Genomic DNA, 24,418 nt, shown 5'->3' with positions numbered 1-24,418 from the left:
ATGTCACAGACATTAGAAAAATGGATCCGATTAAAGACCATGTAACATCAAATGGTGAGGCTTATATCATAAGCAGTGATGTTGTGGAGATAGTCAAAAACAATCCATGTGCAAAGGCTTTAAACCGGGGAGTTTTTGCGCTTCTAGAATGTCTTACAAACTATACTCGACTTGACCTTGTCAGTAATGAGCAGCAGGATTATTTTGTCGGAAGGTTTAATGAAAACAACCGAATGATTAAGCGGGTTTCAGGGCCTGATACGATAAAAGCCATGGAGATTCTTAAAAACAGCATGGTGGAAAAGGGTTTTGATGTTGAATAGGTTATGAGTTTACATTTAAGTTTAGCTGAGCACATGGGCTGGTGCTTGAATCAAAATAATTTTTAGAAATGGTTATTATTTCGTAGAATAGGTTTAATTAGATGATTTGCTCCAGTCATCACACTCATCATCCATTTTAACTAATTTTTCATGGAATCTGCAGTAATATTGGGTGCAAAGGCCAATATCAAATTCCACATGTTTGCAGTTATAGCATTCTTTTTCATCCATGATATTTTCCCAAAATTCATCCTTTTTTTAAAATGAGGTCAGTTGGTACTGTCTATGTATTTTGTCCAAGATATGCTTTTCCAGTAAATGTCATTTAAAGGATAAAAAAATAATTCAATGTTTGATGATGCATTAATATGGTCTTTTTAATAATTTTTTTTCAAATTCATTTAATTCATGTTTCCACTTCGTAAAATTGTTTTTAAATAAAACCAATACTTTATATGGTTTAAATTCTAATATCATTTCATGAAATTAAAATTAATCAATGATTTAGCAATATTTTTGGATAATATTATTTCTGAAAAGTATTTGTCTAAATTTCAGGAATTTTTGCTAAGTGGTGCTATTTTTACAGATGCAAGTAAAGTTTTGGCGATACTTATAATTTTCATCATTCTTTCGCAGACTGTTCTATTAATATTAATTGCATTTTTTGCCCTACCCGTTTCAGTAGTGATTTTGCCTTTTTTTGTTATTCCGGTCATTTTCACTTATGTTATTGTTCAGCAGGAGAGAAGAGCACAGGAGATTGAGAAAACTGCTCCTGACTTTTTAAGGCAGTTGTCAAGCATGCTTCAAGTAGGGCTCAGCTTTGAAAATGCAATGGGAGATATGTCGCAGTATGGTGAAGGCCCACTTTACGATGAAATGCGTAGGGCTATTGTTGAAATTAGGATGGGTCGTAGTTTTGATGATGCTTGGAGAGCAATGTCCAAACGTTTGAAGTCAAAAGAACTTGAGAGGATTTTTGATATTATTCTGGATGGTCGTAAAAGTGGGTCCAGTATTTCAAATGTACTTTTTGAAGTTTCAGATGATTTGAGGGATTTGCTTGCACTAAAACGCGAGAGAAAATCAACAGTCATGATGTCTGTCATGTTTCTTTTGATTTCAGCGATTGTTGCGACTCCTTTTGCAATAGGCATGGTTGGCGTTTATTCTGAATTTATGCAGAACTATGGTATGGAATCCGAAATCATTTTAACTGCTCCTCTGGCCGGTGAAATATATCTGATAATTCATTCCGTTTTGGTGGGTTTCATAATTGGTCTGATAATGTATGGCGAGTTTAAAAAAGGAATCAAATTTTCACTTCCGCTGGTTGCAGTGTCTTTTGGTATTTTTTATTTGATAACGACATTTGGCGGGAATTTATTTATGGGGGGATTTTGATGGATGACAGTGGGCAAACCTCTGCGGAATTCATTTTGCTTTTTGGAGGTATAATGGTTGTGGTTTTGCTTGCGGTATATATGTATAAGAATTATCTGTCTGGTCTGGGTGGTCAGATTGATTCAAAGGAAGTAAATGAATTCAATGGAGAATTAAGGGATTTAGGTCAATATTTTAATAAGTAATTTAAAGGTATAGATTTTAGAATTGATATATTTCATTAACGTGGAAATTTTCTGCGTGCTTGACATTGTAGTGACTTGCAATTCCAAGTTTGTACTCATCAGTATCAAATAAATCAAATTTAATATTTTTTTTATCATTTTTTAGCGTTATTTCATTATTCATCATGATTTCAAAACTATTTAGGTCTAATCGGAATCCTAAGCCAGTATACTTCATGTAGCTTTCCTTTAAAACCCAATAATTGAAAAATTCGTCTGCTGGGTTTGATGAGTTCATGATTGTTTCATACTCGCTATTGAAGAAGTAATGTTTTGCTATGTCCAAATCAATTGTAGGGTCATTATATTCAATGTCTGTACCTACAGGTTTATCGGAAATTGCACAGCAAATCATGTTTTTTGAATGACTTACATTGAAATGGATATTTTCATAGTTGGATATGTATGCTTTACCAAATTTTTCAGTTTTGATTATCGGATCTGTTATACCTTCCTGTTTTAATAGTCGGAAAAGCAGGAGATAAACTCCGCAACTGAGTTTCTTATCTCTGTCAAATATGTATTTGTCTATTTTACTTTTTCTGGAATTTGAAACCATAACATAACCTTTTTTCAAATCCAGGTTTTCCACGTTGCAATAAGCTAATTTAATCATGTGTCTCTAAAACTAATAAAGTCATGTCGTCAAATTGATCTTCATTCTGACTGAAGTTATCAATGTCATTCAATAATTTTTTTATGATTTTGTTGTCTAAATTAGAGTGATTTAAAAATTCTATTAAACGGTCTTCACCATATAATTCATCATTAGGATTATTTGCATCAGTTATTCCATCGGTGTATAATAGCAACCCTTTTGTAATGCTGGTTTTCTCTTTCTTGAATTCATAATTTTCCAAAATTCCCAATACAATTCCTTCATCAGTATCTAAAAATTTGAATTTGTTTTCCTGGTAAATAATCGGTGGATTGTGCCCTGCATTTGAAAATATTAGTTTTTGGTTTTTCTTGTTATAAATTCCTAGCCATAATGTTATGAACATTGCTTCTGTGTTATTCTCGCATATGTGATTATTAATCATATACAATGTTTTTGAAGGGTCTTTTTCTGTTTTTAGAATTTGTTTTATCAATGCCTGGGTAATTGTAGAAAGCAATGCAGCAGGTACTCCTTTGCCTGATGCATCTCCAATTACAATTGCAAGATGTTCATCATCAATTTCATAATAGTCATAAAAGTCCCCTCCAACTTCTTTGGCGGGTTTTGAATATCCAAAAACGGTTACTTCATCCTTGTCAATTATATTTTTGGGCAAGTTTGATTTCTGAATCTTTTCGGCAATTTCCAGTTCTGCTTTAATTCTTTCCTTTTCACTTTCAATTTTATGTATATTTTCAATATATTTATTGTTGTGCTGGCTTAATTCAGTATATGTTCGCGCCAATGTTCCAATTTCATTTTCCACGTTTATATAGTCTGAATAAATTTCGATTAATCCTTCAGATTCTATTTTTTCACCTTCTTTGATGAAATTTTTAATTTTCGAAAATGATTTAATCGGTTTTATAACATTGCTTTCAACATATTTTAAAACAATGAATGTTGGTATGATAAAACTTAATGAAATCACGTCAGCAAATAGCAATATTACTACAAATGCATCTGAATTTGGAATTGGAAGATATGATGCAAGTGCATATCCCCAGAGTGTATTGGCTGACACAACTATTGCTAAAATTATAAAAACTATGCTTATGCCCAGAAAAGCATCCATTATTTTTTCAAGAATTGAAGTAAATTTGACGGGTGTTATCTTGGTATGCATTGGTTTTGTCAAATAACTATACAATAACATTAATAACAAGACGGTTTCACTCAGCAAAATTTGAAAATCACTTATTTTATAGTTAATGTCTATAATTATTACAATTAGCATTGCAATAGCTAGTAAAACACTTATTGAAATATATAATTTCTTGTTCATTTGTTTTTCGGATAATTTAGGGGTGTGAATAAAATTATATTTTCTTGAAATCCATATTCCAGCTACTCCGAATAGGTATCCGAAGTTAATGTAATTTAAGAAGTATCTGTGGAAAATATATATGTTGTCATGTAATCTTGGATAACTAAGTTGGAACGTTATCTTCATAAAAAGTGCATATAACATTCCTGTAAATAACAATATTGATAAAAATCTTATTAAGTAATGAGTATTTGTTAATCTTGGCTTAATAATCTTTGTTTTTTTCCTAAATGGTTCATACCATAATACATAAGCTAAATATGAAATTCCAAATGTCATAATTGATGAAAGAATAATGACGTTTGGGCTGTATCCTCTTATATAGTCGCAAATCATATTCCCTATTGTTGCACCTAAAGCACCGTACGGACCAAGCAACAATCCACAAACGAAATGCAAACCGGTATACGCATTCAAACCGGCACCAAAGTTTTCTCCACCACCAATATGATAATAAGCACTTAAATTTAAAATTATCATTAGGCTTAATGGGATTATAAATTTTTTTAGTTTGTTTTTCATTGTTCCACTTTTTTGGTAATTTTTAAGTGATTTTCGCCATTTGCATATTCATATTCCAAATTGTCCGCCATCTGTTTTGTTAAAAAGATTCCAAGACCTCCAACTTTAGCATCATCAATATTGCTTGGAAGGTTAGGATTTTCTTTTAAAAGAGGATTGAATTCAATTCCATTGTCTATGAATTCCATAGTTAATAAAGAGTCATCATATTCTGCATTGACTTTTAAAAAATCACTTTCAGAATATTTAACGATATTTACAAATATCTCTTCAAGAATCAATTCAACTTGAAAATCATTTTTATGTATGGTGTCTTCAATGAATTTGTTTAATTTATACAATTCTTCAATGTCTAAATTTAGGGTTATGGATTTCATTTTATCTTTCAATAAATTTTATTTATTTTAACAATTTCTATATTTAATTATATATTTCATAGATATTATTAACTTTATGTAATTTTTTTGAAATTTTTAAGAATGTATTATTTCTGTGATTGAATTTTTTCTGTTAATGTTTTTATTTAAATAGTATTTTATTTGAGGAAATTTTGAACAATGTTAACTTCTCAATGATTAAATAGTTCAATTTTAGTGGATGTAATGTATAGCTCAATGTTGAAGGGGCTGATTTTTCATATTTTTTCTCTTTTTTGCAAATCATTATTTAATGTTTTTTTCAAATATTTATACAGGGTGATAATATGGATATGTTAATAGGCGGAAAACACATTTCGGGTGATGATTTAGTTGATGTAACTAATCCTTATAATGGTGATATAATTGATACTGTTCCGATTGCTCACAGACAAACTGCTGATTTGGCAATTTCTGAAGCAAATGGGGCTAAAGACAGTTTACAGGAAATGTCTGCTTTTAAAGTTTCAAATAAATTGTTTGATGTTTGTGAAAAACTGAAACAAGATCGTGAAGATTTTGCTCATTTGCTTTCCTTGGAAGTCGGAAAACCGATTGCTGAATCTTTGGTGGAATTGGATAGGTCTATTGAAACATTAAAACTTGCAGCTGAAGAGGCAAAAAGAATTTATGGGGAAACTGTTCCGTTGGATGCGGGTCTTAACGGCAAAGGATTTTTCGCATTTACGCAGAAAGTTCCATTGGGTGTGGTTGCAGCTATAACTCCGTTCAATTACCCTTTAAATTTGACAATTCATAAAATTGCTCCAGCTATCGCATGCAAGAATACTGTAATTGTAAAACCTCCTACTGAAGCTCCACTTACTGTTATGAAATTCTGTGAACTGTTGAATGAAGAGTTTCCGGATGGTGTTGTAAATACAGTAACAGGGTACGGTTCGGAAGTTGGAGATTATTTAGTTACTTCTCCGGATGTTAATAAAATTTCATTCACTGGAAGTGTAACAACAGGATTAATGATTTCACAAAAGGCGGGAATGAAAAAAGTGACTTTGGAACTTGGCGGAAATGACCCTCTAGTTGTATTGGCGGATGCGGATATTGATAATGCTGTCAGGGGTGTTATTAACGGTGCATTCTTAAATGCGGGTCAGGTATGCATGGGTGTAAAAAGGATAATTGTTGATGAAGAAATTGCGGATGAATTTGGTGAAAAGTTAGTTTTGGAAACTGAAAAATTGGTCATGGGAAATCCATTGGACAGTACTACAACTTTAGGAACATTAATCAATGAAAAGGCTGCAATTCAAGTTGAGAATACTGTGAATAATGCTGTTGAAGAGGGAGCAAAAATTTTAACAGGTGGAAATCGTGATGGTGCATTCTATCAGGCAACAGTAATTGACAATGTCTCACAGGATATGGATTTGGTTGTAAATGAAACATTTGGTCCTGTGGCTCCTATTATTCGTGTCAAGGGTGTTGGGGAAGCTATTGAAGCGGCAAACAATACTGAATATGGTCTTCAGGCAGGAGTATACACTAACGATTATTATTCTGCAATGAAATGTGCAAATGAAATTGAAGCCGGAACAGTATTCATCAACAAGCAATCCACATTCAGGACAGATAATATGCCATTCGGTGGATTTAAAAATAGTGGTGTTGGAAAAGAAGGAATAAAATATGCAGTTGAAGAGATGACTAAAACAAAATTAATTGGTTTAAATTTAAGATAGATTAATTCACAGTTTCTATCTTACAAACTTTTGTTTGACTTTATGATAAATTTTAAAAATGAAAAAAAGAAAATAAGTAATTAAACTTATTTTAAATAATTTTCAACAAGGTTACGTGTTTCATTAAGGGATTCCATAGGAATTCCTTTTGGCATCTGACCAAGTTCACCTTCGACATCCTTAAGGATACTTCCGTTCATTCCAAGAAACATTCCTTCACTTACGATATCACTAAATGATTGTGGAGGGAGCAGGGATACTCCAACTTTATTGTCATCTTTTACATTTAAATCGTTGGTGACTACAGTAATTGCACGTTTTCCCAAGTTTACATTACACAGCATGAGCTTGTCATTTTTAGGATGTTTAGTAACACTCATCACTTCTCCTACTTTGATGTCAATGCCCATTATTGGATCGTTAATTGGACCAAGTGCCAAACGGTCTTTCAAACCGATTATGGTATCGAGGAAAAATCTAACTTTTGCAATATTTTCCTGAGTTTTTTCTTTGTCTTCTTTAGGAGTATTACTTAAGAACTTTTTGTTCCAGTCATCTCCTCCCAAATATTCAATAATCTTTAATGCTTTATCTTTTAGGGCTGCAACATCGGGTGAGTTTACTAGTTCATCGCCTTCCAAATAAGAATAAGTTAATGATTGAAAGTCACTGTTCATTTGTTTTCCTAAATCAATAGCTTGTTTTTTGTTCCAACTTCCTCTGAATGATGCGGTTGGAATGAGATTTAGATAATTTTCTCTCGCTTTGCTTGCCACTAAAATTCTATAATCTTTAGTTGTATCCCACATTTGAAGTCCTCTTTCTATTCTAAATTATATTTTAATTTTATAATTTAATAAATTTTTTGTAAAAACCCTATTTAAAACATTTAAAACATAAACTATTTATATTAACAATAAAATAAATTTATACATATTTATTTAATTATTATTACTTGTGGTGTAAACATGGTAGAAGTTTCAAAATTACGTAGTTTAGATATTTATACAAATACCGGACATTATGTAGGTCGTGTCGAAGATGTTGTTCTCAATATCAGATTAGGAACTATTTCAAAATTACAAGTTAGAGCTATTGAACAAGAAAGGAAACCGGCAGGTTTTATGAATTCCTTTTTGGGAACTATTCGTGGGGAAGTGCCTGAAGAAAATGATATGAGATCTTTTCAAAATGATGTATTGACTGTAGATTTCGATAAGGTTCAAGCTATCGGAGATATTATGTTAATTAATCCGAGAGATATTAAAAAAGTCAATCATGAACCACAAATCCCTGAAACTGTAGTTCCAAAACCTGAAACTCAACCACAAAACGAAACTCAAGTCCAATTTGATGCTGAAAGATTATAATTAATCTTTCTTTAGTTCTTTTTTTCATTGTTTTTATTTGAAATTTAATATTTTAATGTGATTTTTATGAAAGTAGGTATTATAGGCTGTGGAGCTATTGCTAACATTATTACAACCAGCATAGTTCCTGAAGATAATGAAATTGAAATTGCATACTTCTTTGATAAAGATATTGAAAGGGCTGAAAACTTAGCTTCTTTAGCTGGGGGTGTTGCAGTTCTTGATTTTGATGAAATGGTGAATAATGTTGATTTAGTTCTTGAATGTGCTTCACCAGATTCCGTTAAACATTTTGCTCCAAAAGTTTTAGCTAAAGGTCGAGATATGATAATAATGAGTATCGGAGCATTTATGGATATGGAATTTTACAGAGATATTGAAAAATTGGCCAAACAAAATGGTGCTAATATTCATCTTCCTTCCGGAGCTATTGTGGGTTTGGACGGTATTAAAGCTGTAGCTAAATTTGGTTTAAAAGAAGTAAATCTGGTTACTCGTAAGTCACCAAAATCTTTAGGAAAAAATATTGATACTGAAGAAGTTTTATTTGAAGGAAAAGCTTCTGAAGCGGTTAAGGTATTTCCTCTTAATATTAATGTGGCTGCAACAATCAGCATTGCCTGTCAAAGGGACATTGATGTGAAAATTATTGTTGATCCGAATGTAGATAGGAATGTTCATGAAATAACCGCAAAAGGCGATTTTGGAGAATTCAAAACAACCACTATGAATTATCCTTGTGCTGCTAACCCAAAAACCAGTATGCTTGCAGCACTTTCAGCTATAAGATTGCTTAAAAGTTTTAATGAAACAATTAGTGTGGGAATGTAATGAAGGAGTATGAAGTTTATTCATCTTTGAAAGTCCCAAAAAATTCTAAAATCATTGTTAGATTGGATGGCAGAAGTTTTCATAAATTGGCTGAGGATTTGAATTTAATCAAACCATATGATGAAAATTTCTATGAGGTAATGGCAAATGTTTGTAAAGATTTGTTTAAAGAATTTTCTCCAACTTTTGTTTATACCTTTTCAGATGAAATAAGCTTACTTTTAGATAAAATTCCCTTTGAAGGTCGTGTTGAAAAAATTAATTCTGTGATTCCTAGTTTTACTGCCGCTTCTTTTGTAATGCATTATGGCACCGATTTTAAAAAGCCCCCTTCATTTGATTCAAGAATTATTCCTGTTAGTGATAAGGATATTTTAAAATATTTCAAATGGAGGCAGGATGAATCATGGAAGAATTGCATTGCATCATATGGAATCTATTTTCTGAAATCTAAATATTCAAATAAAGAAGCTAATGATAGAATAAGTGGCCTGAATTCAAGTGATATTCATGAATTATTGTATCAAAATGGTATAAATTTAAATGATGTTGAAACTTATAAAAAAAGAGGGATTGCAGTATATCGGAAAAATAAAAAAGTAGTTGGTTTCAATAAAAAGAAAAATAAAGAACAGATTTCCTATCGTACTTACAATTATGTGGATTGGGAAGTTCCGAAGTTTAACGAAGAGTTTTTTGAAAAAATAATTTAGGTGATAAAATGGGCTTTCTTTCAAAAATTTTTGGAAATGAAGATGAGGAATTTGATGAAGTTAGAGTGGATAGGGAAGTTCTTGATTCTGTAATTTACTATGCTAAGAAAGCTTATCCAAATGAATTTTTAGCATTTTTTGATGGTAATATAACTAATAAGACACTTTTCATCACCGGTCTTATTTTCGTTCCAGGTGAAACCTGTGAAACCGGTGCGGTGGTGCATACAGAAATGATTCCTATGAATACTAAATATTGGGGTTCAGTTCACTCTCATCCGGGCCCTAGTGCAAGACCTTCTGATGCTGATTTGGCAACATTTTCAAAAAATGGCTATTTTCACATGATTGTCTGTCTTCCATATTCTCTTGCAACATTCAAGGCTTATGACAGATATGGAAATTATCAGGATTACATTATAGGTGATTATAGTCATTTGATTGAGGATAATTCTGATGAATTCTTTGATGAAGATGATATATTAAAAGATAGTGATGAATTTAAACCTGGCTTTTTTGATGAGGATGACGATGAGTTTTTCACTACTGACGATACCTTTGTTGACCACTATAAGGAGTATGAAGATAGTCAGTTAAATAATGCTCCGAATGTTATAAAAATTGAAATTAATCCTGACGGCAGTGTAAAAAGAATTTATCGTGATTTTAAAGATTAATCTTATTTTTTTTTAAAATTTTGGTATTTGGTTGAAAAAAGTAAAAAAATAAAAAACAATATGGTGAAAATCGTTTTTTATTTATAATTCAAGGCCAATAGCTTCATAAACATTGTTTAATTCTTGAATCTCTTTGATGACATCTTGTGGAATTTCTTTATCAAGTGTTAAAATCATGATAGCTCTTCCACCTTTTTCATCTCTTCCGACTTGCATAATTCCAATGTTTACGCCGTGTTCTCCTAATTTTGTACCGATGCTTCCGATACTTCCCGGAACATCTTCGTATTTTGCAATGAACATATGTCCTTCAGGAATTACATCTACCCAATAGTCGTTTACTTTTAGGATTCTTGGTTCGTGTAAGTTTGTACCTTCTGCAGAGAATTTGTCACTGGAACTTTTAGCAATAACTTTAATTAATGAATCATAACCTTTAGCATTGTTTTTTCTTCCTTCAGTAACGCTAATTCCTCTGTCTTTAGCAACAAGTGCTGCATTAACTGCATTTACTGGGGAACTTAAGAAAGGATTCACCACTCCTTGGAGTACAGTTCTAGTTAAAATTTCTAAATTGTCAATTTCAGCTAATTCTCCGCTGTAAATAATTTCAATTTCTTTGATTTTACCGTTTATAGCCTGTGAGATGAAACTGCCTAATTTATCACACAATTCTATGTATGGGGATAATTCTTGATAAGTTTTATTATCGATACGTGGCATATTTAATACATTTCTAGGGGTGCCACCTTTAAATAAGTCTATAATTTCATCAGCTACAATGATTGCGGCATCTCTTTGAGCTTCTTTAGTTGAAGCAGCAATATGTGGGGTTAATACAATATTGTCAAGTTCAAATAATTTTGAGTCTTCAGCAGGTGGTTCTTCTTCGTACACATCTAATGCGGCTCCACCAATTTTATTGTTAACTAGGGCATCATATAATGCATCTTCATCAATAATTCCACCACGGGCACAGTTTGTAATAAATGCTGTGTCTTTCATAATTTCAAATTGTTCGGCAGAAATTAAGTGTTTGGTTTCTGGAGTGAGGGGTACGTGAATTGTAATAAAGTCTGCATTTTTAAGCACGGTGTCCAAATCAGTTAATTCAACACCCATTTGTTTTGCAACTTCTTCAGGCAAGTATGGATCATAAGCCATTGCATCCATTTCAAAAGCTTTGCATCTGTTTACTACTTGGGAACCGATTCTACCCATTCCTATAACTCCAAGGGTTTTGTTTCTAAGTTCAACACCCATGAATTTTTTCTTTTCCCATTTTCCTTCTTTTACAGATTTGTCAGCAATTGATAATTTACGAGCCATTGTAAGCAATAATCCCATGGTATGTTCTGCAACAGTAATAGAAGTGGATTCTGGTGAGTTAACAACCATAATACCTTTTTCAGTTGCAGCATCAAGGTCAATATTGTCTACTCCAACACCGGCTCTTGCAATGATTTTCATATTGTCTGCTTTTTCAATAATGTCTGCAGTGAGTTTTGTTCGACTTCGAACTACAATTCCGTCATATTCATGAATGGTATTAGCCAATTCTTCAGGAGTGATGCTGGTATCTACAACAACATCAGCTACTTCCTTTAAATTTTCAATACCTTTTTCGTTAATAGCATCAGCGATAAGTACTTTCATTTTTTCACCATAAAAATTGTTTTTTAAGAATGAATATTTAATAATAAATATTAAATAAAATTATGTTTTTTATTATATTTAAAATTTAAAGAAAATTATATAGAAAATTATTCATTTATCAAATTTCCAGTGATATGTATTAATTTTAAGCATAATAGGAATTGATTTATATAATTATAAATAGAATATTATTAAAAAATTAGGTGATATTATGGTATCAGTCGAAGAATTCGCAATTTCTACAGCTAATGATATTCCTGGATTTAAAGTAGTTGAAACAAAAGGATTTATTTACGGTTTAACAGTTAGAAGCAGAGGTGCAGGAGGACAAATTGGTGCTGGAATAAAATCCCTTTTTGGAGGAGAAATCACTCAATATGTAAAAATGATGGAAGAGTCTCGTGATGAAGCGTTGCAAAGAGCTATCGAACATGCAAAGGAATTGGGGGCCAATGGTATCCTAGCAATTAGATTTGATTCAAATGAGATTTCAGATGTGATGCAGGAAATTTTAGTTTATGGTACTGCCGTCGTTGTTGAGAAAGAGTAGGTGATAGAATTTTTTTAGATAATCTCGATTTTAAAAATAAGTCCATTCCACAAACAATATTAGGTTATGGTCCGTTCATGGCAGAACCTTATTTTGGACACAGGTCCCGACTTTATCAAATTGATTTATATGATAATCCTCAAAATATTGCTGATGTGATTATTGAATCATATAATCAGGGTATAAGAGCAATTAACCTGGTTAATGATGATAATTTGCTTAAGGCATATGATATTGCTTGTGATGAAGGCTGTGAAATGAAAGTCATTGCCACTATTGGAAAAAGTGATGTTGATTATTTAAATCCTAATTACGATGTAGCAAAGGAAGTTGACTGGGATGATGATATTGAACTGTTTTATAGTTATGATTGTCCGGTAATGCTAGTCGATGAATTCATTGTTGATGCATATGATTGGAAACTGACTTCAAAAATATTGTCTAGAATAAATAGTTCAGGTTCCCTTTCAGGTTTAGTTACTGCATTTCCATCAAAAACTACAGATTTACTCAAAGACAATATTGATATGAATTTGTTTGATTTTTACATGATTCCATATAATTCCTTGTCTTATATGATGGATATAAGTGCTTTTAACAATTCACAAAGGGAAGAGTTTATTCAAAAAATATTTAATTTAAATAAAAAAATAATTGCTACAAGGGTATTTGCAGTAGGTGTTTTAAAGCCAATGGACTCCTTTGAATTTTTCAAAAATGTTGATTTTGTGGATGCAATTGCTCTTGGTGTAGCAAGTGTTGATGAAGCGAAAGAAGATTTTTCACTTTTGAGTAAATATTAAAATTTAACGATTTCATATTCCTCAAAAGGAACTAAATTTTCTTTTTCCATTGATTCATTTAAATCTTTCAATCCATTGATTAAATCTTTTATATTTTTATTTGACGGTTTTTTACCTGTTATTTGCAGATATTGTCTTGGGCTAATTTTGCAGTAGTCACATTCAAAGTTGCAGCACCTGTCCTTTTCTTCACATCCGTATCCTTCCTGACTTTCATCAGTTCCAATTACGATGTCCTCTAATATTCTGGATACTCTTTCATCGGATGCGAACATTGCTATTTTTTGTGTTTTTCCACATATTCCGATAGCTTTTTGACCTGCATAATTACAAACCCATTTAATAGGATAGTCTTCCAATCCATCAATACTTAAGTTTTCCATTTTAGCCACCTAATTTTCCTTTCTCTCTCTAATCATTTTCAATAATTCTTTTGAATTTTCAAATTCTTTCAATTCCCATGATTTAATCACAGGTATTGTTCCGATTGATTCTTTTATTTTTTCATTATTTATGATGAATACCGGTTCTGAAGTTGTAACCATTGACAAGTCTTTTAATGGAACAGCCATTCGTTTTAAAGTTTTTTCAGTTCTATTTTTTTCAACATTAGCCATTAATGGGGATTGATTATCAGAACTTTTCATTTTAGCAACTGCATCAAATGGACTTTTATTAGTTGAAACAACACCATATCCTAATTTTGATAAATCAAGGGTATCATCACCATTACTGAATTCAATATCTTCCTTTTTTGGTTGTTTCAGTAAATCAATATCAAGAGTTACTTTTGTATTTAATATTTCTTCTAAAATCATTGCAGTTTCAGCATTTGCACGGACAATTTCATTTTCGTACTTATACATTGTTGCACGTGATACATGAGCCAAATCCGCCAATTCCTTTAAAGATAAAGAATATTCTTCACGGTACTGTTTTATAACATTGCCGTCAATTTTAACAAAATATCCTCCCCTATCTGCTAGGATTTCAGGATATTCATTATATAAAATCATATTTTTAAGGGTTTCAAAGCCAATGGTTGGAATATCATATCTTTCATAAATTACTCCTTCTTCTAAAAATCCGTTCCTTGATTTTTCACCAATGATTATGGGGGAAGCAAGGAATATATTTGCTAACTGTTTCATTTCATGGGCATTGCTCTCGTTAATGCTGTCTATATTTTGAAATGTTTTTAAAAGTAAGATAAGTAAATTTTTACGCGCAACAATGTCAAATGACCCCTGATCATAAATGTCTGAAGTTTTATAACCTTGGGATTTTAACAGATTTTCAATATTATGCAGCAATTGGCTTCTAGTCAGCATAGTAACTTACCTCTTTGTAAACTATATATTGTTATACAATAATATATGTTATATATTTGAAGGTGATTGTAATTAAGTATTTATATATTGGAATAGATGATACAGATTCTCCTGATGGGATGTGCACTACATATCTGGCAAGTCAGATTATCAATAAATTTAAGGATAATGGCATTGAGTTGGTTGATTATCCTAGACTGATAAGGTTAAATCCTTTTGCAAGATTTAAGACTAGGGGGAACGGTGGAGTTAGTTTAAAAATTTTAAATGATGATAAAGCCAATCTGGCCCGCAAAATTGTGTTGAATGAAGTGGAAAAATTATCCATGTTTGACTGTGATAATACCAATCCGGGTGTTATTTTTTATAATGGGGAAATAACTGACGAAATGAAAGATTATGCATTTAAAGCTATTCATGAGTTTATCACTATTGATGAGGCGGAAGATTTTGGAAAATCCGTGGGTTGTGAAATTCATAAATTCAAGAAAGGAAGGGGCATTATTGGTTCAATTGCTGCAATTAGTTTGCCTTTAGAGGATTTTACTTTTGAATTGCTTGCATATAGAAGTTCTGAAAATTATGGAACAAAACGTAAAATTGATTATGATTCTGTTTATTTGATGGATAAAAAAACATTTCCGGATACTTTTGAAAATATAGATTACTCTGAGGATTATATTGCAATCGAACCCAAGACACCATGCCCTGTATTATATGGGATTAGATCTAATAATGTGGAAGCTTTGCATGTTGCAAAGGATATTGTAAAAGTCGATGAACCTATTGTTGATTGGTGTATTTTTAAAACAAATCAACATACGGACATGCATATTCAAAAAGCAGATTGTATTTTAGATATGGTGCAATTTGGATGTTATGAAGTGGTAGGTGAAGTTAAAAATAAACCTAAGATCATTAGTGGTGGGCATATGTTCTTTTTCATCTCTGATAAATCTGGGGAGATTGAATGTGGGGCATATGAACCAACAAAAAATTTTAGGAATGTTGTATCCAATTTAATTCCTGGAGATGTTGTTAAAGTCTTTGGGGGAATTGGTGAACAGAACACATTTAATATTGAAAAATTTCAGGTGCTGAAATTAAATGATGTTGAATATCACAATCCTATATGTGAATGTGGAAAAAGAATGACATCTGCTGGCAAAAACAAAGGATTCAAATGTAAAAAATGCGGAAATAAAATTGATTCTAATGAAAAAGTTCCTATTAAAATCACTCGTAATTTAAAAAATTCTCAATTTTACGAAACACCAGTTTCTGCAAGGCGTCATTTATCAAAACCACTTTGTCGTATGAATTTATAGTAAAAAAACTATTTAATTCTTTTATTTTTATTTTTAATAGTTTTAATCAATATTTTTTTATTCACTTTTTGTGAATTTTTAGATAATTTTTACTTATTTTTATTCATATTTTTAGAACTTTTGAGAACTAAGGCATATTAATTTATATACTAGTTTTAAATAACTAAAAATTATATTGTCCATTTATTCATGTGGGGGAGAGTTGGTATTATTTCAGATAATGATAAAGATTTCAATCAGATTAATCATATTTATCGTGAAAAAACGGATAAACGAATTTTAAAGAAAAATCCTTGGAAGGATTATAGGTTACATATCACAGTGTTGTTTTTAGTAATCATTGCTGAGCTTATTGGTCCAATAAAAATTCCATTGTCAGAAAGTATAGAAGTTTCCATAATGCCTCTGTTATATTCGATGGTTTTGGGTTTGATATTTTATTTGGCAAAACCGATATCATGGATTCAAAGAAAACAGGCTCGTGTTGCTGAAGGGGCTATGATGTTATTTATTGGTGTTTTGATTGCTAAATTGGCTGTTTCTAGTGGTCAATCAATTCATTTGATTTTTGAAATGGGTCCTGCATTATTATTACAAGAATTAGGGCATTTGGCAACATTGCTCATTGCTCTTCCTGTTGCTATACTTTTAGGATTTAAACGAGAAGCTATTGGAATGACTAACTCTATTGGTCGTGAACCTGAAGTTGCTGTTGTTGTTGATAAGTATGGTTTTAATTCTCCCGAATCAAGGGGAATATTTGCATTATTTATCATTGGTACTATGATTGGTACTGTGTTTATAAGTTTTTTAGCAAGTTTAAGTACTTCATTGCTACCATTACACCCTTATGCTTTTGCTATGGCAAGTGGTGTGGGTAGTGCGAGTATGAATGCAGCCGCATTAGGTCCTACTCTTGCAGCATTCCCTGCATTGGAAACAAGTATTGAAGCATTTGCGGGATTCAGTAATTTACTTTCATTCTCCATAGGAATTTATATTGTGATATTTATTGCTCTTCCTTTAACTGAAAAGTTATATTACATTTTGGAACCGAAAATAGGAAGATCTTCCGATGATGACGACTCTCAGATTGATGAAAATACTGCAGGAGGTAAATAAATGCCTGAACTAATTGATGAACCAGTTGATGTTTCAGTCCACGGTGTTTTTAATTGGATATTGTTGTTGTCAATTTTTTCCATAATTACAGTTGTCGGTAACTATATGGGTTATAGGCATCCAATTTATGATTCTTTAATTGGTATGGCTATTTTATCTGGAATTACTTTAATTGGAGTTTGGTTGGAACGTAGACTTCCATTAAATATTTCTTCAATTATTTATATAAGTCTGATTGGGATTTTTTTAGCCTTCCCTGGAGTTCCAACATCTGAAACTGTGCTGTATTATGTCTCAAAGATAGAGCTTTTATCAATTGTTACAGTATTTTTAGCTTATGTGGGAATTGGTATTGGTAAGAGTTGGGATGAATTCAAAGCGCTTGGATGGAAAGCAATAATCGTTACAGTATTAGTTATTGCTTCTACATATCTTGGATCTGCTATTGTGGCTCATATTGTTTTGGTCATGACTGGTGTTCCAGTTTAAACCATTAATTTTTTATTCTCTTTTTGTGTTATTTTTTTTAAGCCATTAATTTTTTATTCTCTTTTTGTGAATTTTTAAAAATTTAATCTTAATAATTTATATAATATGTTTTAAGAAATGTATTATTAATTAAGCATATATATTCATGTTTTTATTTTTATTGGGGAGATGGCGATTATTCCATTGAAAGATGATGATGGACAAGTTGAGCATATTTATCGTGAAAAAACTGATAAAAGGATTTTAAAGAAAAATCCGTGGCGAGATTATAGATTACATGTAACTGTACTGATTTTGGTAGTTATTGCTGAACTGATTGGTACTCAAAAAATTCCTATAACTGGGGATGTTGCAATCACTATAATGCCTTTAATTTATACGATTGTTCTTGGTTTGGTATTTTATTTGGCTAAGCCTATAACTTGGATTCAAAGAAAACAAGCACGTATTGCTGAAGGGGCCATGATGCTTTTTATTGGTGTTTTGATTGCTAAATTGGCTGTTTCTAGTGGTCAATCAATTCATTTGATTTTTGAAATGGGTCCTGCTTTAATATTACAGGAATTAGGGCACTTGGCAACTATTTTAGTTCTTCCTATTGCTTTGCTTTTAGGATTTAAAGAAGAAGCTATTGGTATGACTAATTCCATTGGTCGTGAACCGAATGTTGCTGTTGTTGTTGATAAGTATGGATTTAACTCTCCGGAATCCAGAGGTGTTTTTGCAATATTTATTATTGGTACTGTTATAGGTACTATTTTCATCAGTTTTCTTGTGACAATGTCATTATCATTTTTACCTTTGCATCCTTATGCTTTTGCTATGGCAAGTGGTGTGGGTAGTGCGAGTATGAATGCTGCGGCTATTGGTCCTACTCTTGCGGCATTTCCAGGTTTGGAGTCTCAAATTGAAGCATTTGCAGGATTTAGTAATCTGCTGTCCTTCTGTGTGGGAATTTATATTGTAATATTTGTTGCAATTCCACTGACTGAAAAGATGTATAATTGGTTGGAGCCTAAAATAGGTAAAGACTCCATTGCTAAAAAGGGTGATGAATGATGCCGGACTTAATAGATGGATCTGAAAATGTTTCCGTTCATGGAATTTTCAATTGGATTTTATTGTTGACAATATTTTCCATAATTACTGTTATAGGTAACTACTTAGGATATAAGCATCCATTATATGATTCCTTTGTGGGTATGGGAATTTTATCTCTTATTACTCTTGCCGGAGTTTGGATGGAAAGATATTTGCCGTTTAATATTTCTTCAATTTTATATATCAGTGTATTTGGTATTGTTTTGGCATTTCCTGGAATGCCTACCTCATCAACTGTGCTGTATTATGTTTCCCATGTGGAACTTTTATCTATTGTTACAGTATTTTTAGCTTATGTTGGTATAGGTATGGGTAAAAGCTGGGATGAATTCAAAGCTTTAGGATGGAGAGCTATTGTTGTAACAGTTTTAGTAATTGCCGCTACTTATTATGGTGCTGCTATTGTGGCTCATATTGTATTGGTTGCCACTGGAGTTCCAGCAGTTTAGCTTTTTTTATTTTATCTAATTTGTGCAGGAATACTCTATTTCTATAAGTTGTGGTAGTTCATTTTGAAAAATTGTTTTACAGTGTAAGTTAACTATTTAATACTACTTTTTACATATATTAATTAAGGTGTTTTATGTTTTTACAAAATATTTCTAAATTTATTTCAAACTATAGGTATGAGCAAGCAACTGTAGAATCCATCACTACTGCTAAAGCCGCTTTTTTAGACTTTTTCGGAGTAACTTATAGGGGTGCATCCGAGAATGCTTCAAATATAGCTTTCAACACAGTTGAAGAAATATTTTCTGGAAACTTAAATTTAAATTTAAAAGCGTCTATTTTAGGTAGAAAAACAAAAACTGACATGTTAAGTGTTGCTTTTATAAACGGTGTTGCAGCTCATGTGCTTGAATTGGATGATGGTCATAGGGGTGCTCAGGTTCATTTGGGTGCAGTTATCTTTCCAACTGCTTTGGCAATTTCAGAGAGCCACAAGTTAAGTGGCAGGGAATTTCTGGAAGGAGTAATTGTCGGATATGAGGTAGGAATTTTGCTTGGAAAGTTGGTAAATCCTGAGCATAGGAATAAGGGTTTTCACACTACTGGAACTATCGGCACTTTTATTGCAGGGGCTGTTGCTTCTAAATTATTGAAACTTGATGAAAATCAGATTACCAATGCTTTAGGTTTATGTGGAACACAGGCGGCAGGTCTTTTAGAATCTGACCATGGTGGATCTATGGGTAAAGCATTACATGCAGGTAAAGCATCATATAATGGATTATTATCAGCATTATTGGCCAGAAATGGGTTTACTGGTAGTGAAACAATTTTTGAAGGCGATGAAGGATTTTTAAAAACAATGGTTATGGATAATCCAGATTATGATGTAGATGATTTTTCTTTTGAAAATGCCCTGAAGGAAGTAGGCAAAGTCAGAGTAAGAGATATTTACTTTAAAAAATATCCTTTTTGCAGGCATTTGCATTCCTCAATTGACACTGCACTGAAACTTAAGGCAAGTATTGGGGAGGAATATGATCATATTGAGAATGTTGCCGTCAAAACATATAAAATCGCCGCTGAACATGATAATTTTAATCCAAAGAATTTGGAAGAACTTAAACAGAGTTTACCTTATGCTGTTGCAATATCTCTGGTGGTTGGAGAGATAAGTGTAGATGGAATTAACCAGTTACTGGAATATGGTCTTTTGGATAACTATTCTAGTGTAGATGTTGTAAAAAGCATTAAGAATATTGCCAATAGGATGATTTTGATTTCAGATGATGATTTAAATAAATTGTATCCTGATAAAAGGCCTTCAAATGTAATTATTAAGTTGGATAAACAATTCAGAAATGGACTGTTCCAAAATTTAACATTGATTCCTAAAGGTGATTTTGAAAATCCTCTTCAGTTAAGGGAACTGATTGATAAATTCAAAGGATTAAACCCTTATTATAATGTGAAAAATTTAACAGTTATTGATAATTTGGAAGATTATTCTATGGATTATGTTGTTGAAAAATTGAATAGGTAGATAATATGGATGATACAAAGGATTTTCTTAAAAAAATAGGAATTGAAGAAACTGACAGGGATTTTCTATCTGATAAAAGATTTAAGGATGGCGGCCAGTATCGTTTTGAAGTTCCTGGAATTCAATCTCCAAAAACTATGGATGCGCTTCTAAATGAATCAGTTAAAAATGACATTTTTATTCATAGGGTTACACAAACAAAAGGAATAATGATGTTGACTGATGAGGAGATTTCAGAAATGGTTAACCTGGCTAAGGATTATGGTTGTGAATTGTTTTTATCTGTAGGTCCAAGAGCAACTTATGATACCTCAGCTACAGTTCATACCAAAGAAGGTAGTCGAATAGGGTACAGGTTGAGAGGTTATGATAATCTTGTCTATGCTATTGAAGATGTTAAAAGAGCATGCAAATTGGGTGTTAGGGGAATATTGTTGTATGATGAAGGTTTGCTTTGGGTTTTAAATAAATTGAGAAAATCCTGTGAAATACCATTAAACGTTCATTTTAAATTGTCAGCTCATGCAGGCCATTCTAATCCGGCTTCTGCAAAATTACTTGAAAGTATAGGTCTTAATTCATTAAATCCTGTTCGAGATTTACAAATTCCTATGATTGCAGCTATTCGCAGGGCTATTAACATTCCTATTGATTTACACACTGAAAATCCTAAATCTACTGGCGGATTCATAAGACATTATGAAGTCCCTGATTTTATTAAAGTTGCATCTCCGGTATATTTAAAAACTGGAGGATCTGTTGCGGCCAATCATAATTGGGATACAACAGAAAAAGAAGCTATTGCTCGCATTAAACAAGTGAAATTAGTCAAAAGAGTAATTGATGAATATTTGTCTGACGCTGTTCCTTCTCCAAAAGATTCCGGTTATTTATCAATTCCGGAGTGATTTTATGGATATAATTGATTCTGTTTCTAATTCCATTATTGAAGCTTCAACAAATTTGACTGATGATAAATTGGATGCATTAAAAAGAGCCATTGAGATAGAAACTAATGAAAATGCTTCCTGGTGTTTATCTCAAATTTTAGAAAACTATCATGTTGCTCAAAGTATCAATTTTCCTTTATGTGATGATACGGGTATTGCTCATGTAATTATTGAAGTTGGAAAGGAAAGGGAGATATCAGGTCAGCTTATTGGCCAAATTTATGAAGGAATTGAATTGGGATTAAATAATCTTCCTGCAAGGCCTATGGCTGTAAAGGGAAATGAAATTGAAAGAGTTGAACAAAGCAGAGGATTATTTGAAAAACCTGGAATGCTTAAACCCGCTCCAATTTTGATTGATTCTCATTGTGATCAATCGTCATATAAAAGAGATATTTCACCTGATACTTTAAATATTCACTTTTTGCTTGAAGGGGGAGGTCCTGAGATAAGGGCCAAAACATTCAGAGTGTATCATAAACGTTCTTTTTATAATGTTATTGACACTGCAGTTGGCTGGCTAAATGATTCTTTAAAAATGTTGGGATGTACTCCTTCAATACCTGCAGTGGGCATTGGAAGAACACATTTCGAGGCAACATCCCTTTTATTAAAAGCAATTGCATATGGAAATTTGGATAATCAGAGTGATGTTGAAAAATATGTGTCAACAAAATTAAATGAAAGCAATATTGGTCCGTTAGGTTTTGGGGGAAAAACCACGGTTTTAGGTTCATATGTAAATATTGGAAATCAAAGGGCAAGTGGTGTTAGAATTGTTTCCGTTAGACCGTCTTGTTTTGTTGAACCTAGGGTTTCTTGTTTAAAATTGTAAAATTTATATACTTTATCGATATTATTTTTAATTAATTAAAAAAGGAAAAGAAAATCATGCGAGAAAATAATTTTAGGGTCAATCCTCGTTCATTGAAAACTGCTATTTCTAAAGTCGAAACCGATAAGATTATAACTAGAGGATATAATCAGAGAGATTTGATAGAAAAAATAAGATACAGTGATATGGTTTATCTGCTTTTAAAAGGAAGATTGCCCTCAATAAAAGAAGGAAAAATCTTTAATCATGTATTGGTTTCCTTTTGTGATCATGGTGTTACTCCGCCAAGCACTCAGACTGCTCGTTTGATTGCTTCTTCAGGATCTCCAATTAATGCCGCTGTTGCAGGTGCTTTATTGTCCTTTGGGCATAAGCATGCAGGTGCAATTCAACAGGCTATGGAATTATATCAGTCCAAAATTGATTCCCTTTATTTAACTGAAGATTCACATCTTGACAATAAACAAATTGCAAGTCTTGCCATTGATATTTACACTGAGTATATATTGGGTGATAAAAAAATACCTGGTTTTGGCCATAGGTATCATGATGTTGATCCAAGGGCTGATAAACTTATGGACATAGTCATTAAGGAAGGTTTTGTTGGCCCTCATGTTAAGCTTGCACTGGCAGTTGAAGATTTGGCATATCAAAAGAAAGGAATCCGGCTGAATGTTGATGGTGCAAATGCAGCTATCTTATCTGATTTGGGTTTTGATCCCGAGTCCGGCTTAGGAGTATTTATCATAGGCAGGGTTCCTGGTATTGTGGCCCATATTAATGAAGAAAGAATGGAAGAGGATGAATTTAGACGATTTTGTGATTTAGATGATATTGAATATCACGGAAGGTGATTTAGATGGAATTTATTGATGTAATAAATGAAAGATATAGTGTCAGAGGATACTTGGATAAGGAAGTTGAAAAAGAGAAACTGGAATATGTTTTAAAAGCAGCCACAATAGCTCCAACAGGGGTCAATGCTCAGCCATTCAAGGTATTTGTAATAGATGCAAAAAAATATAAGCAGGAATTGTCTGAAATTTATGGTGCAAAATGGTTTGTTGAAGCTCCTTATGTATTATGTGTTGTCGCTTTAAGGGATAAAGCATGGACCAGGCCATGGGATAGTAAAAACATCGCTGACATTGATGCAACTATTGTCATGGATCATATTATTCTTGCAGCTACTGATGTGGGATTAGGTACATGTTATATTGGTGCATTTAAGAAAAATAAAGCTCATAAATTTTTAAACTTGGAAGAAAATGAGGAAGCAGTATTATTTACTCCATTAGGCTATGGAAATGCTGAACCAAGAGAAACTCCAAGAAAAGAGTTAGATGAATTTGTTGTGTATGTAGATTAAAATGAAACTTTTTATTCTTAGTGCGGATAATTCTAAGGAAATGGATGAAATTTCTAAAGAATTATCTGAAAAAAAATTTATAACTGTTGAAAATGGTGACAAATTTATCTTAATGAAAAAGAGAAGATTTGGAAATATACTGATTCAGATTGTTTGTTTATTATTGGCATTAAGCGTATCAGTATTATTTTTGGCCATTAATCTGATTTATTTCACATATTCATATTTGTGGGCATCCCCTCATGTACTGATTACAACAGAAAAAGTAGGGGAAGATGGTGAAAAACTTGAATTTAATAGCATGGATGAGGTATTAGATAAGGCAAATGCTATTCTATAATTTCATCGACGCTATATTCTTCTATTTTTCTTATTAATAATGGACTTTTTGCATTTACGTATTCAGATTCTTCGCCAAGTTTTGCATCAATGAATACTTTATCGGCATCAACTTCACTAAATAAGGAAATAATGTCCATTATGAATTCATCATAATCTTTTTGAATATTTTCGCTGCTGAAACCTAATCTTGGAAGTTCATCTGTCCAGATATCTTCTCCGGGAGAAAATTTTTTATCGGTGATTTTGCCGTTTTTTATTTCGCTGTCCATTGTAATTGAAAAGTTTTTATTTAAAATAATCCAAACTGCTCGTTCCATATATATTCATTAGATAAAATGATATAAATATTATGAAGTTGATATTAAAATTTGTGTTATT

General features: G+C 32.1%; 29 protein-coding genes and 1 pseudogene. 21 read left to right on the top strand and 9 right to left on the bottom strand.

Features of this window, described 5'->3' with window-relative positions:
• Window positions 1–323: pseudogene (locus Q0P94_RS01895) on the top strand (DUF447 domain-containing protein); the annotation flags it as partial.
• Window positions 324–416: 93 nt separating this feature from the next.
• Here the strand turns inward: Q0P94_RS01895 and Q0P94_RS01890 are convergent.
• Window positions 417–554 (bottom strand): hypothetical protein, encoded by a 138-nt coding sequence (locus Q0P94_RS01890; RefSeq protein WP_295113178.1) that lies wholly within the window; start codon window positions 552–554, stop codon window positions 417–419.
• 249 nt (window positions 555–803) lie between these two features.
• Here Q0P94_RS01890 and Q0P94_RS01885 point away from each other — a divergent pair, with 249 nt between their 5' ends.
• Window positions 804–1,730 carry a type II secretion system F family protein gene (locus Q0P94_RS01885; RefSeq protein WP_295113175.1) on the top strand — a complete coding sequence of 309 codons (927 nt, stop codon included), beginning with the start codon at window positions 804–806 and terminating at the stop codon, window positions 1,728–1,730.
• The gene (locus tag Q0P94_RS01880; RefSeq protein WP_295113172.1) at window positions 1,727–1,915 is read left to right on the top strand and encodes a class III signal peptide-containing protein; all 189 of its coding nucleotides are present in this window, start codon (window positions 1,727–1,729) and stop codon (window positions 1,913–1,915) included. The genes Q0P94_RS01885 and Q0P94_RS01880 overlap by 4 nt, the downstream gene beginning before the upstream one ends.
• A gap of 16 nt (window positions 1,916–1,931) precedes the next feature.
• Here the strand turns inward: Q0P94_RS01880 and Q0P94_RS01875 are convergent, their stop codons facing one another.
• Genes Q0P94_RS01875 through Q0P94_RS01865 form a run of 3 tightly spaced genes read right to left on the bottom strand, consistent with a single transcriptional unit; the run spans window position 1,932 to window position 4,841 of the window.
• The gene (locus tag Q0P94_RS01875; protein WP_295113170.1) at window positions 1,932–2,570 is read right to left on the bottom strand and encodes a 4'-phosphopantetheinyl transferase superfamily protein; all 639 of its coding nucleotides are present in this window, start codon (window positions 2,568–2,570) and stop codon (window positions 1,932–1,934) included.
• Complete coding sequence (locus Q0P94_RS01870) at window positions 2,563–4,464, bottom strand: PP2C family protein-serine/threonine phosphatase (protein WP_295113168.1); 1,902 nt, start codon at window positions 4,462–4,464, stop codon at window positions 2,563–2,565. The genes Q0P94_RS01875 and Q0P94_RS01870 overlap by 8 nt, the downstream gene beginning before the upstream one ends.
• Complete coding sequence (locus tag Q0P94_RS01865) at window positions 4,461–4,841, bottom strand: ATP-binding protein (RefSeq protein ID WP_295113165.1); 381 nt, start codon at window positions 4,839–4,841, stop codon at window positions 4,461–4,463. Before Q0P94_RS01865 ends, Q0P94_RS01870 begins: the two co-directional genes overlap by 4 nt.
• Before the next feature lie 326 nt (window positions 4,842–5,167).
• Here Q0P94_RS01865 and Q0P94_RS01860 point away from each other — a divergent pair, with 326 nt between their 5' ends.
• Window positions 5,168–6,580 (top strand): lactaldehyde dehydrogenase, encoded by a 1,413-nt coding sequence (locus Q0P94_RS01860; protein ID WP_295113162.1) that lies wholly within the window; start codon window positions 5,168–5,170, stop codon window positions 6,578–6,580.
• A gap of 86 nt (window positions 6,581–6,666) precedes the next feature.
• Here the strand turns inward: Q0P94_RS01860 and Q0P94_RS01855 are convergent, their stop codons facing one another.
• Window positions 6,667–7,389, bottom strand: a complete 723-nt coding sequence (locus Q0P94_RS01855; protein ID WP_295113160.1) for a tRNA-binding protein — start codon at window positions 7,387–7,389, stop codon at window positions 6,667–6,669.
• A 159-nt stretch (window positions 7,390–7,548) separates the two neighbouring features.
• Here Q0P94_RS01855 and Q0P94_RS01850 point away from each other — a divergent pair, with 159 nt between their 5' ends.
• From Q0P94_RS01850 to Q0P94_RS01835, 4 genes are all read left to right on the top strand, one after another.
• Window positions 7,549–7,950, top strand: coding sequence for a PRC-barrel domain-containing protein (locus tag Q0P94_RS01850; protein WP_295113157.1), 402 nt, complete (start codon window positions 7,549–7,551; stop codon window positions 7,948–7,950).
• A 66-nt stretch (window positions 7,951–8,016) separates the two neighbouring features.
• Complete coding sequence (locus tag Q0P94_RS01845) at window positions 8,017–8,781, top strand: aspartate dehydrogenase (protein WP_295113154.1); 765 nt, start codon at window positions 8,017–8,019, stop codon at window positions 8,779–8,781.
• Window positions 8,781–9,494 (top strand): tRNA(His) guanylyltransferase Thg1 family protein, encoded by a 714-nt coding sequence (locus Q0P94_RS01840; RefSeq protein WP_295113152.1) that lies wholly within the window; start codon window positions 8,781–8,783, stop codon window positions 9,492–9,494. The genes Q0P94_RS01845 and Q0P94_RS01840 overlap by 1 nt, the downstream gene beginning before the upstream one ends.
• An 8-nt stretch (window positions 9,495–9,502) precedes the next feature.
• Window positions 9,503–10,171 carry a Mov34/MPN/PAD-1 family protein gene (locus tag Q0P94_RS01835; protein ID WP_295113150.1) on the top strand — a complete coding sequence of 223 codons (669 nt, stop codon included), beginning with the start codon at window positions 9,503–9,505 and terminating at the stop codon, window positions 10,169–10,171.
• 81 nt (window positions 10,172–10,252) lie between these two features.
• Here Q0P94_RS01835 and serA read toward each other — a convergent pair whose 3' ends face one another.
• Complete coding sequence (gene serA / locus Q0P94_RS01830) at window positions 10,253–11,827, bottom strand: phosphoglycerate dehydrogenase (RefSeq protein ID WP_295113147.1); 1,575 nt, start codon at window positions 11,825–11,827, stop codon at window positions 10,253–10,255.
• A 211-nt stretch (window positions 11,828–12,038) separates the two neighbouring features.
• Between serA and Q0P94_RS01825 the strand changes: the two genes are divergently transcribed.
• Together Q0P94_RS01825 and Q0P94_RS01820 are read left to right on the top strand one after the other, a co-directional pair.
• On the top strand, window positions 12,039–12,377 hold the full coding sequence (locus Q0P94_RS01825) for a heavy metal-binding domain-containing protein (RefSeq protein ID WP_295113144.1): 339 nt from the start codon (window positions 12,039–12,041) through the stop codon (window positions 12,375–12,377).
• A gap of 77 nt (window positions 12,378–12,454) precedes the next feature.
• On the top strand, window positions 12,455–13,180 hold the full coding sequence (locus tag Q0P94_RS01820) for a hypothetical protein (RefSeq protein WP_295113141.1): 726 nt from the start codon (window positions 12,455–12,457) through the stop codon (window positions 13,178–13,180).
• Here Q0P94_RS01820 and Q0P94_RS01815 read toward each other — a convergent pair.
• Both Q0P94_RS01815 and Q0P94_RS01810 read right to left on the bottom strand, forming a co-directional pair.
• Window positions 13,177–13,563 carry a hypothetical protein gene (locus Q0P94_RS01815; protein ID WP_295113138.1) on the bottom strand — a complete coding sequence of 129 codons (387 nt, stop codon included), beginning with the start codon at window positions 13,561–13,563 and terminating at the stop codon, window positions 13,177–13,179. The genes Q0P94_RS01820 and Q0P94_RS01815 overlap by 4 nt on opposite strands.
• A gap of 9 nt (window positions 13,564–13,572) precedes the next feature.
• The gene (locus Q0P94_RS01810) at window positions 13,573–14,511 is read right to left on the bottom strand and encodes a transcriptional regulator (protein ID WP_295113135.1); all 939 of its coding nucleotides are present in this window, start codon (window positions 14,509–14,511) and stop codon (window positions 13,573–13,575) included.
• A 62-nt stretch (window positions 14,512–14,573) separates the two neighbouring features.
• Between Q0P94_RS01810 and Q0P94_RS01805 the strand changes: the two genes are divergently transcribed.
• The 11 genes from Q0P94_RS01805 (at window position 14,574) to Q0P94_RS01755 (ending at window position 24,038) form a co-directional block, all read left to right on the top strand.
• Window positions 14,574–15,839: a tRNA(Ile)(2)-agmatinylcytidine synthase gene (locus Q0P94_RS01805; protein ID WP_295113186.1), complete on the top strand. Its 1,266-nt coding sequence runs from the start codon at window positions 14,574–14,576 to the stop codon at window positions 15,837–15,839.
• A 189-nt stretch (window positions 15,840–16,028) separates the two neighbouring features.
• Window positions 16,029–16,961, top strand: a complete 933-nt coding sequence (locus Q0P94_RS01800; RefSeq protein WP_295113133.1) for a DUF3100 domain-containing protein — start codon at window positions 16,029–16,031, stop codon at window positions 16,959–16,961.
• Window positions 16,962–17,450, top strand: coding sequence for a hypothetical protein (locus Q0P94_RS01795; RefSeq protein ID WP_295113130.1), 489 nt, complete (start codon window positions 16,962–16,964; stop codon window positions 17,448–17,450). It abuts the gene before it with no gap.
• Between the two features lie 168 nt (window positions 17,451–17,618).
• A complete protein-coding gene (locus Q0P94_RS01790; protein WP_295113128.1) occupies window positions 17,619–18,509 on the top strand; it encodes a DUF3100 domain-containing protein in 891 nt (296 codons plus the stop codon).
• Window positions 18,509–19,000: a hypothetical protein gene (locus tag Q0P94_RS01785; RefSeq protein ID WP_295113125.1), complete on the top strand. Its 492-nt coding sequence runs from the start codon at window positions 18,509–18,511 to the stop codon at window positions 18,998–19,000. The genes Q0P94_RS01790 and Q0P94_RS01785 overlap by 1 nt, the downstream gene beginning before the upstream one ends.
• 134 nt (window positions 19,001–19,134) lie before the next feature.
• Window positions 19,135–20,544 (top strand): MmgE/PrpD family protein, encoded by a 1,410-nt coding sequence (locus tag Q0P94_RS01780; protein WP_295113122.1) that lies wholly within the window; start codon window positions 19,135–19,137, stop codon window positions 20,542–20,544.
• A 5-nt stretch (window positions 20,545–20,549) separates the two neighbouring features.
• Entirely contained in the window at window positions 20,550–21,452 is a 903-nt protein-coding gene (locus tag Q0P94_RS01775; protein WP_295113119.1) for a peptidase, read from the top strand.
• A gap of 4 nt (window positions 21,453–21,456) precedes the next feature.
• Window positions 21,457–22,329 (top strand): fumarate hydratase, encoded by an 873-nt coding sequence (locus tag Q0P94_RS01770; RefSeq protein WP_295113116.1) that lies wholly within the window; start codon window positions 21,457–21,459, stop codon window positions 22,327–22,329.
• A gap of 56 nt (window positions 22,330–22,385) precedes the next feature.
• A complete protein-coding gene (locus Q0P94_RS01765; protein WP_295113113.1) occupies window positions 22,386–23,183 on the top strand; it encodes a citryl-CoA lyase in 798 nt (265 codons plus the stop codon).
• Window positions 23,184–23,188: 5 nt separating this feature from the next.
• Window positions 23,189–23,698: a nitroreductase family protein gene (locus Q0P94_RS01760; protein ID WP_295113110.1), complete on the top strand. Its 510-nt coding sequence runs from the start codon at window positions 23,189–23,191 to the stop codon at window positions 23,696–23,698.
• Between the two features lies 1 nt (window position 23,699).
• Window positions 23,700–24,038, top strand: a complete 339-nt coding sequence (locus Q0P94_RS01755) for a hypothetical protein (protein ID WP_295113107.1) — start codon at window positions 23,700–23,702, stop codon at window positions 24,036–24,038.
• Here the strand turns inward: Q0P94_RS01755 and Q0P94_RS01750 are convergent.
• A complete protein-coding gene (locus Q0P94_RS01750) occupies window positions 24,028–24,357 on the bottom strand; it encodes a hypothetical protein (RefSeq protein ID WP_295113104.1) in 330 nt (109 codons plus the stop codon). The two genes, Q0P94_RS01755 and Q0P94_RS01750, sit on opposite strands and share 11 nt — an antisense overlap.
• Window positions 24,358–24,418 lie beyond the last annotated feature (61 nt).

The sequence above is a fragment of the uncultured Methanobrevibacter sp. genome, from assembly GCF_946184425.1.
Taxonomy (GTDB): Archaea; Methanobacteriota; Methanobacteria; order Methanobacteriales; family Methanobacteriaceae; genus Methanocatella.
Note: the sequence above shows the minus strand (reverse complement) of the source record. Positions and strands in the feature narration are given on the sequence as shown.

What these genes read in the sequence shown, in the direction of transcription:
- Q0P94_RS01815 (WP_295113138.1), bottom strand. Translation starts at nt 13,563, where the DNA reads ATGGAAAACTTAAGTATTGATGGATTGGAAGACTATCCTATTAAATGG.
- Q0P94_RS01860 (WP_295113162.1), top strand. Translation starts at nt 5,168, where the DNA reads ATGGATATGTTAATAGGCGGAAAACACATTTCGGGTGATGATTTAGTT.
- Q0P94_RS01770 (WP_295113116.1), top strand. Translation starts at nt 21,457, where the DNA reads ATGGATATAATTGATTCTGTTTCTAATTCCATTATTGAAGCTTCAACA.
- serA (WP_295113147.1), bottom strand. Translation starts at nt 11,827, where the DNA reads ATGAAAGTACTTATCGCTGATGCTATTAACGAAAAAGGTATTGAAAAT.
- Q0P94_RS01775 (WP_295113119.1), top strand. Translation starts at nt 20,550, where the DNA reads ATGGATGATACAAAGGATTTTCTTAAAAAAATAGGAATTGAAGAAACT.
- Q0P94_RS01855 (WP_295113160.1), bottom strand. Translation starts at nt 7,389, where the DNA reads ATGTGGGATACAACTAAAGATTATAGAATTTTAGTGGCAAGCAAAGCG.
- Q0P94_RS01780 (WP_295113122.1), top strand. Translation starts at nt 19,135, where the DNA reads ATGTTTTTACAAAATATTTCTAAATTTATTTCAAACTATAGGTATGAG.
- Q0P94_RS01835 (WP_295113150.1), top strand. Translation starts at nt 9,503, where the DNA reads ATGGGCTTTCTTTCAAAAATTTTTGGAAATGAAGATGAGGAATTTGAT.
- Q0P94_RS01840 (WP_295113152.1), top strand. Translation starts at nt 8,781, where the DNA reads ATGAAGGAGTATGAAGTTTATTCATCTTTGAAAGTCCCAAAAAATTCT.
- Q0P94_RS01820 (WP_295113141.1), top strand. Translation starts at nt 12,455, where the DNA reads ATGGCAGAACCTTATTTTGGACACAGGTCCCGACTTTATCAAATTGAT.
- Q0P94_RS01845 (WP_295113154.1), top strand. Translation starts at nt 8,017, where the DNA reads ATGAAAGTAGGTATTATAGGCTGTGGAGCTATTGCTAACATTATTACA.
- Q0P94_RS01875 (WP_295113170.1), bottom strand. Translation starts at nt 2,570, where the DNA reads ATGATTAAATTAGCTTATTGCAACGTGGAAAACCTGGATTTGAAAAAA.
- Q0P94_RS01760 (WP_295113110.1), top strand. Translation starts at nt 23,189, where the DNA reads ATGGAATTTATTGATGTAATAAATGAAAGATATAGTGTCAGAGGATAC.
- Q0P94_RS01765 (WP_295113113.1), top strand. Translation starts at nt 22,386, where the DNA reads ATGCGAGAAAATAATTTTAGGGTCAATCCTCGTTCATTGAAAACTGCT.
- Q0P94_RS01800 (WP_295113133.1), top strand. Translation starts at nt 16,029, where the DNA reads ATGTGGGGGAGAGTTGGTATTATTTCAGATAATGATAAAGATTTCAAT.
- Q0P94_RS01790 (WP_295113128.1), top strand. Translation starts at nt 17,619, where the DNA reads ATGGCGATTATTCCATTGAAAGATGATGATGGACAAGTTGAGCATATT.
- Q0P94_RS01795 (WP_295113130.1), top strand. Translation starts at nt 16,962, where the DNA reads ATGCCTGAACTAATTGATGAACCAGTTGATGTTTCAGTCCACGGTGTT.
- Q0P94_RS01750 (WP_295113104.1), bottom strand. Translation starts at nt 24,357, where the DNA reads ATGGAACGAGCAGTTTGGATTATTTTAAATAAAAACTTTTCAATTACA.
- Q0P94_RS01885 (WP_295113175.1), top strand. Translation starts at nt 804, where the DNA reads ATGAAATTAAAATTAATCAATGATTTAGCAATATTTTTGGATAATATT.
- Q0P94_RS01755 (WP_295113107.1), top strand. Translation starts at nt 23,700, where the DNA reads ATGAAACTTTTTATTCTTAGTGCGGATAATTCTAAGGAAATGGATGAA.
- Q0P94_RS01890 (WP_295113178.1), bottom strand. Translation starts at nt 554, where the DNA reads ATGGATGAAAAAGAATGCTATAACTGCAAACATGTGGAATTTGATATT.
- Q0P94_RS01785 (WP_295113125.1), top strand. Translation starts at nt 18,509, where the DNA reads ATGCCGGACTTAATAGATGGATCTGAAAATGTTTCCGTTCATGGAATT.
- Q0P94_RS01810 (WP_295113135.1), bottom strand. Translation starts at nt 14,511, where the DNA reads ATGCTGACTAGAAGCCAATTGCTGCATAATATTGAAAATCTGTTAAAA.
- Q0P94_RS01850 (WP_295113157.1), top strand. Translation starts at nt 7,549, where the DNA reads ATGGTAGAAGTTTCAAAATTACGTAGTTTAGATATTTATACAAATACC.
- Q0P94_RS01825 (WP_295113144.1), top strand. Translation starts at nt 12,039, where the DNA reads ATGGTATCAGTCGAAGAATTCGCAATTTCTACAGCTAATGATATTCCT.
- Q0P94_RS01865 (WP_295113165.1), bottom strand. Translation starts at nt 4,841, where the DNA reads ATGAAATCCATAACCCTAAATTTAGACATTGAAGAATTGTATAAATTA.
- Q0P94_RS01870 (WP_295113168.1), bottom strand. Translation starts at nt 4,464, where the DNA reads ATGAAAAACAAACTAAAAAAATTTATAATCCCATTAAGCCTAATGATA.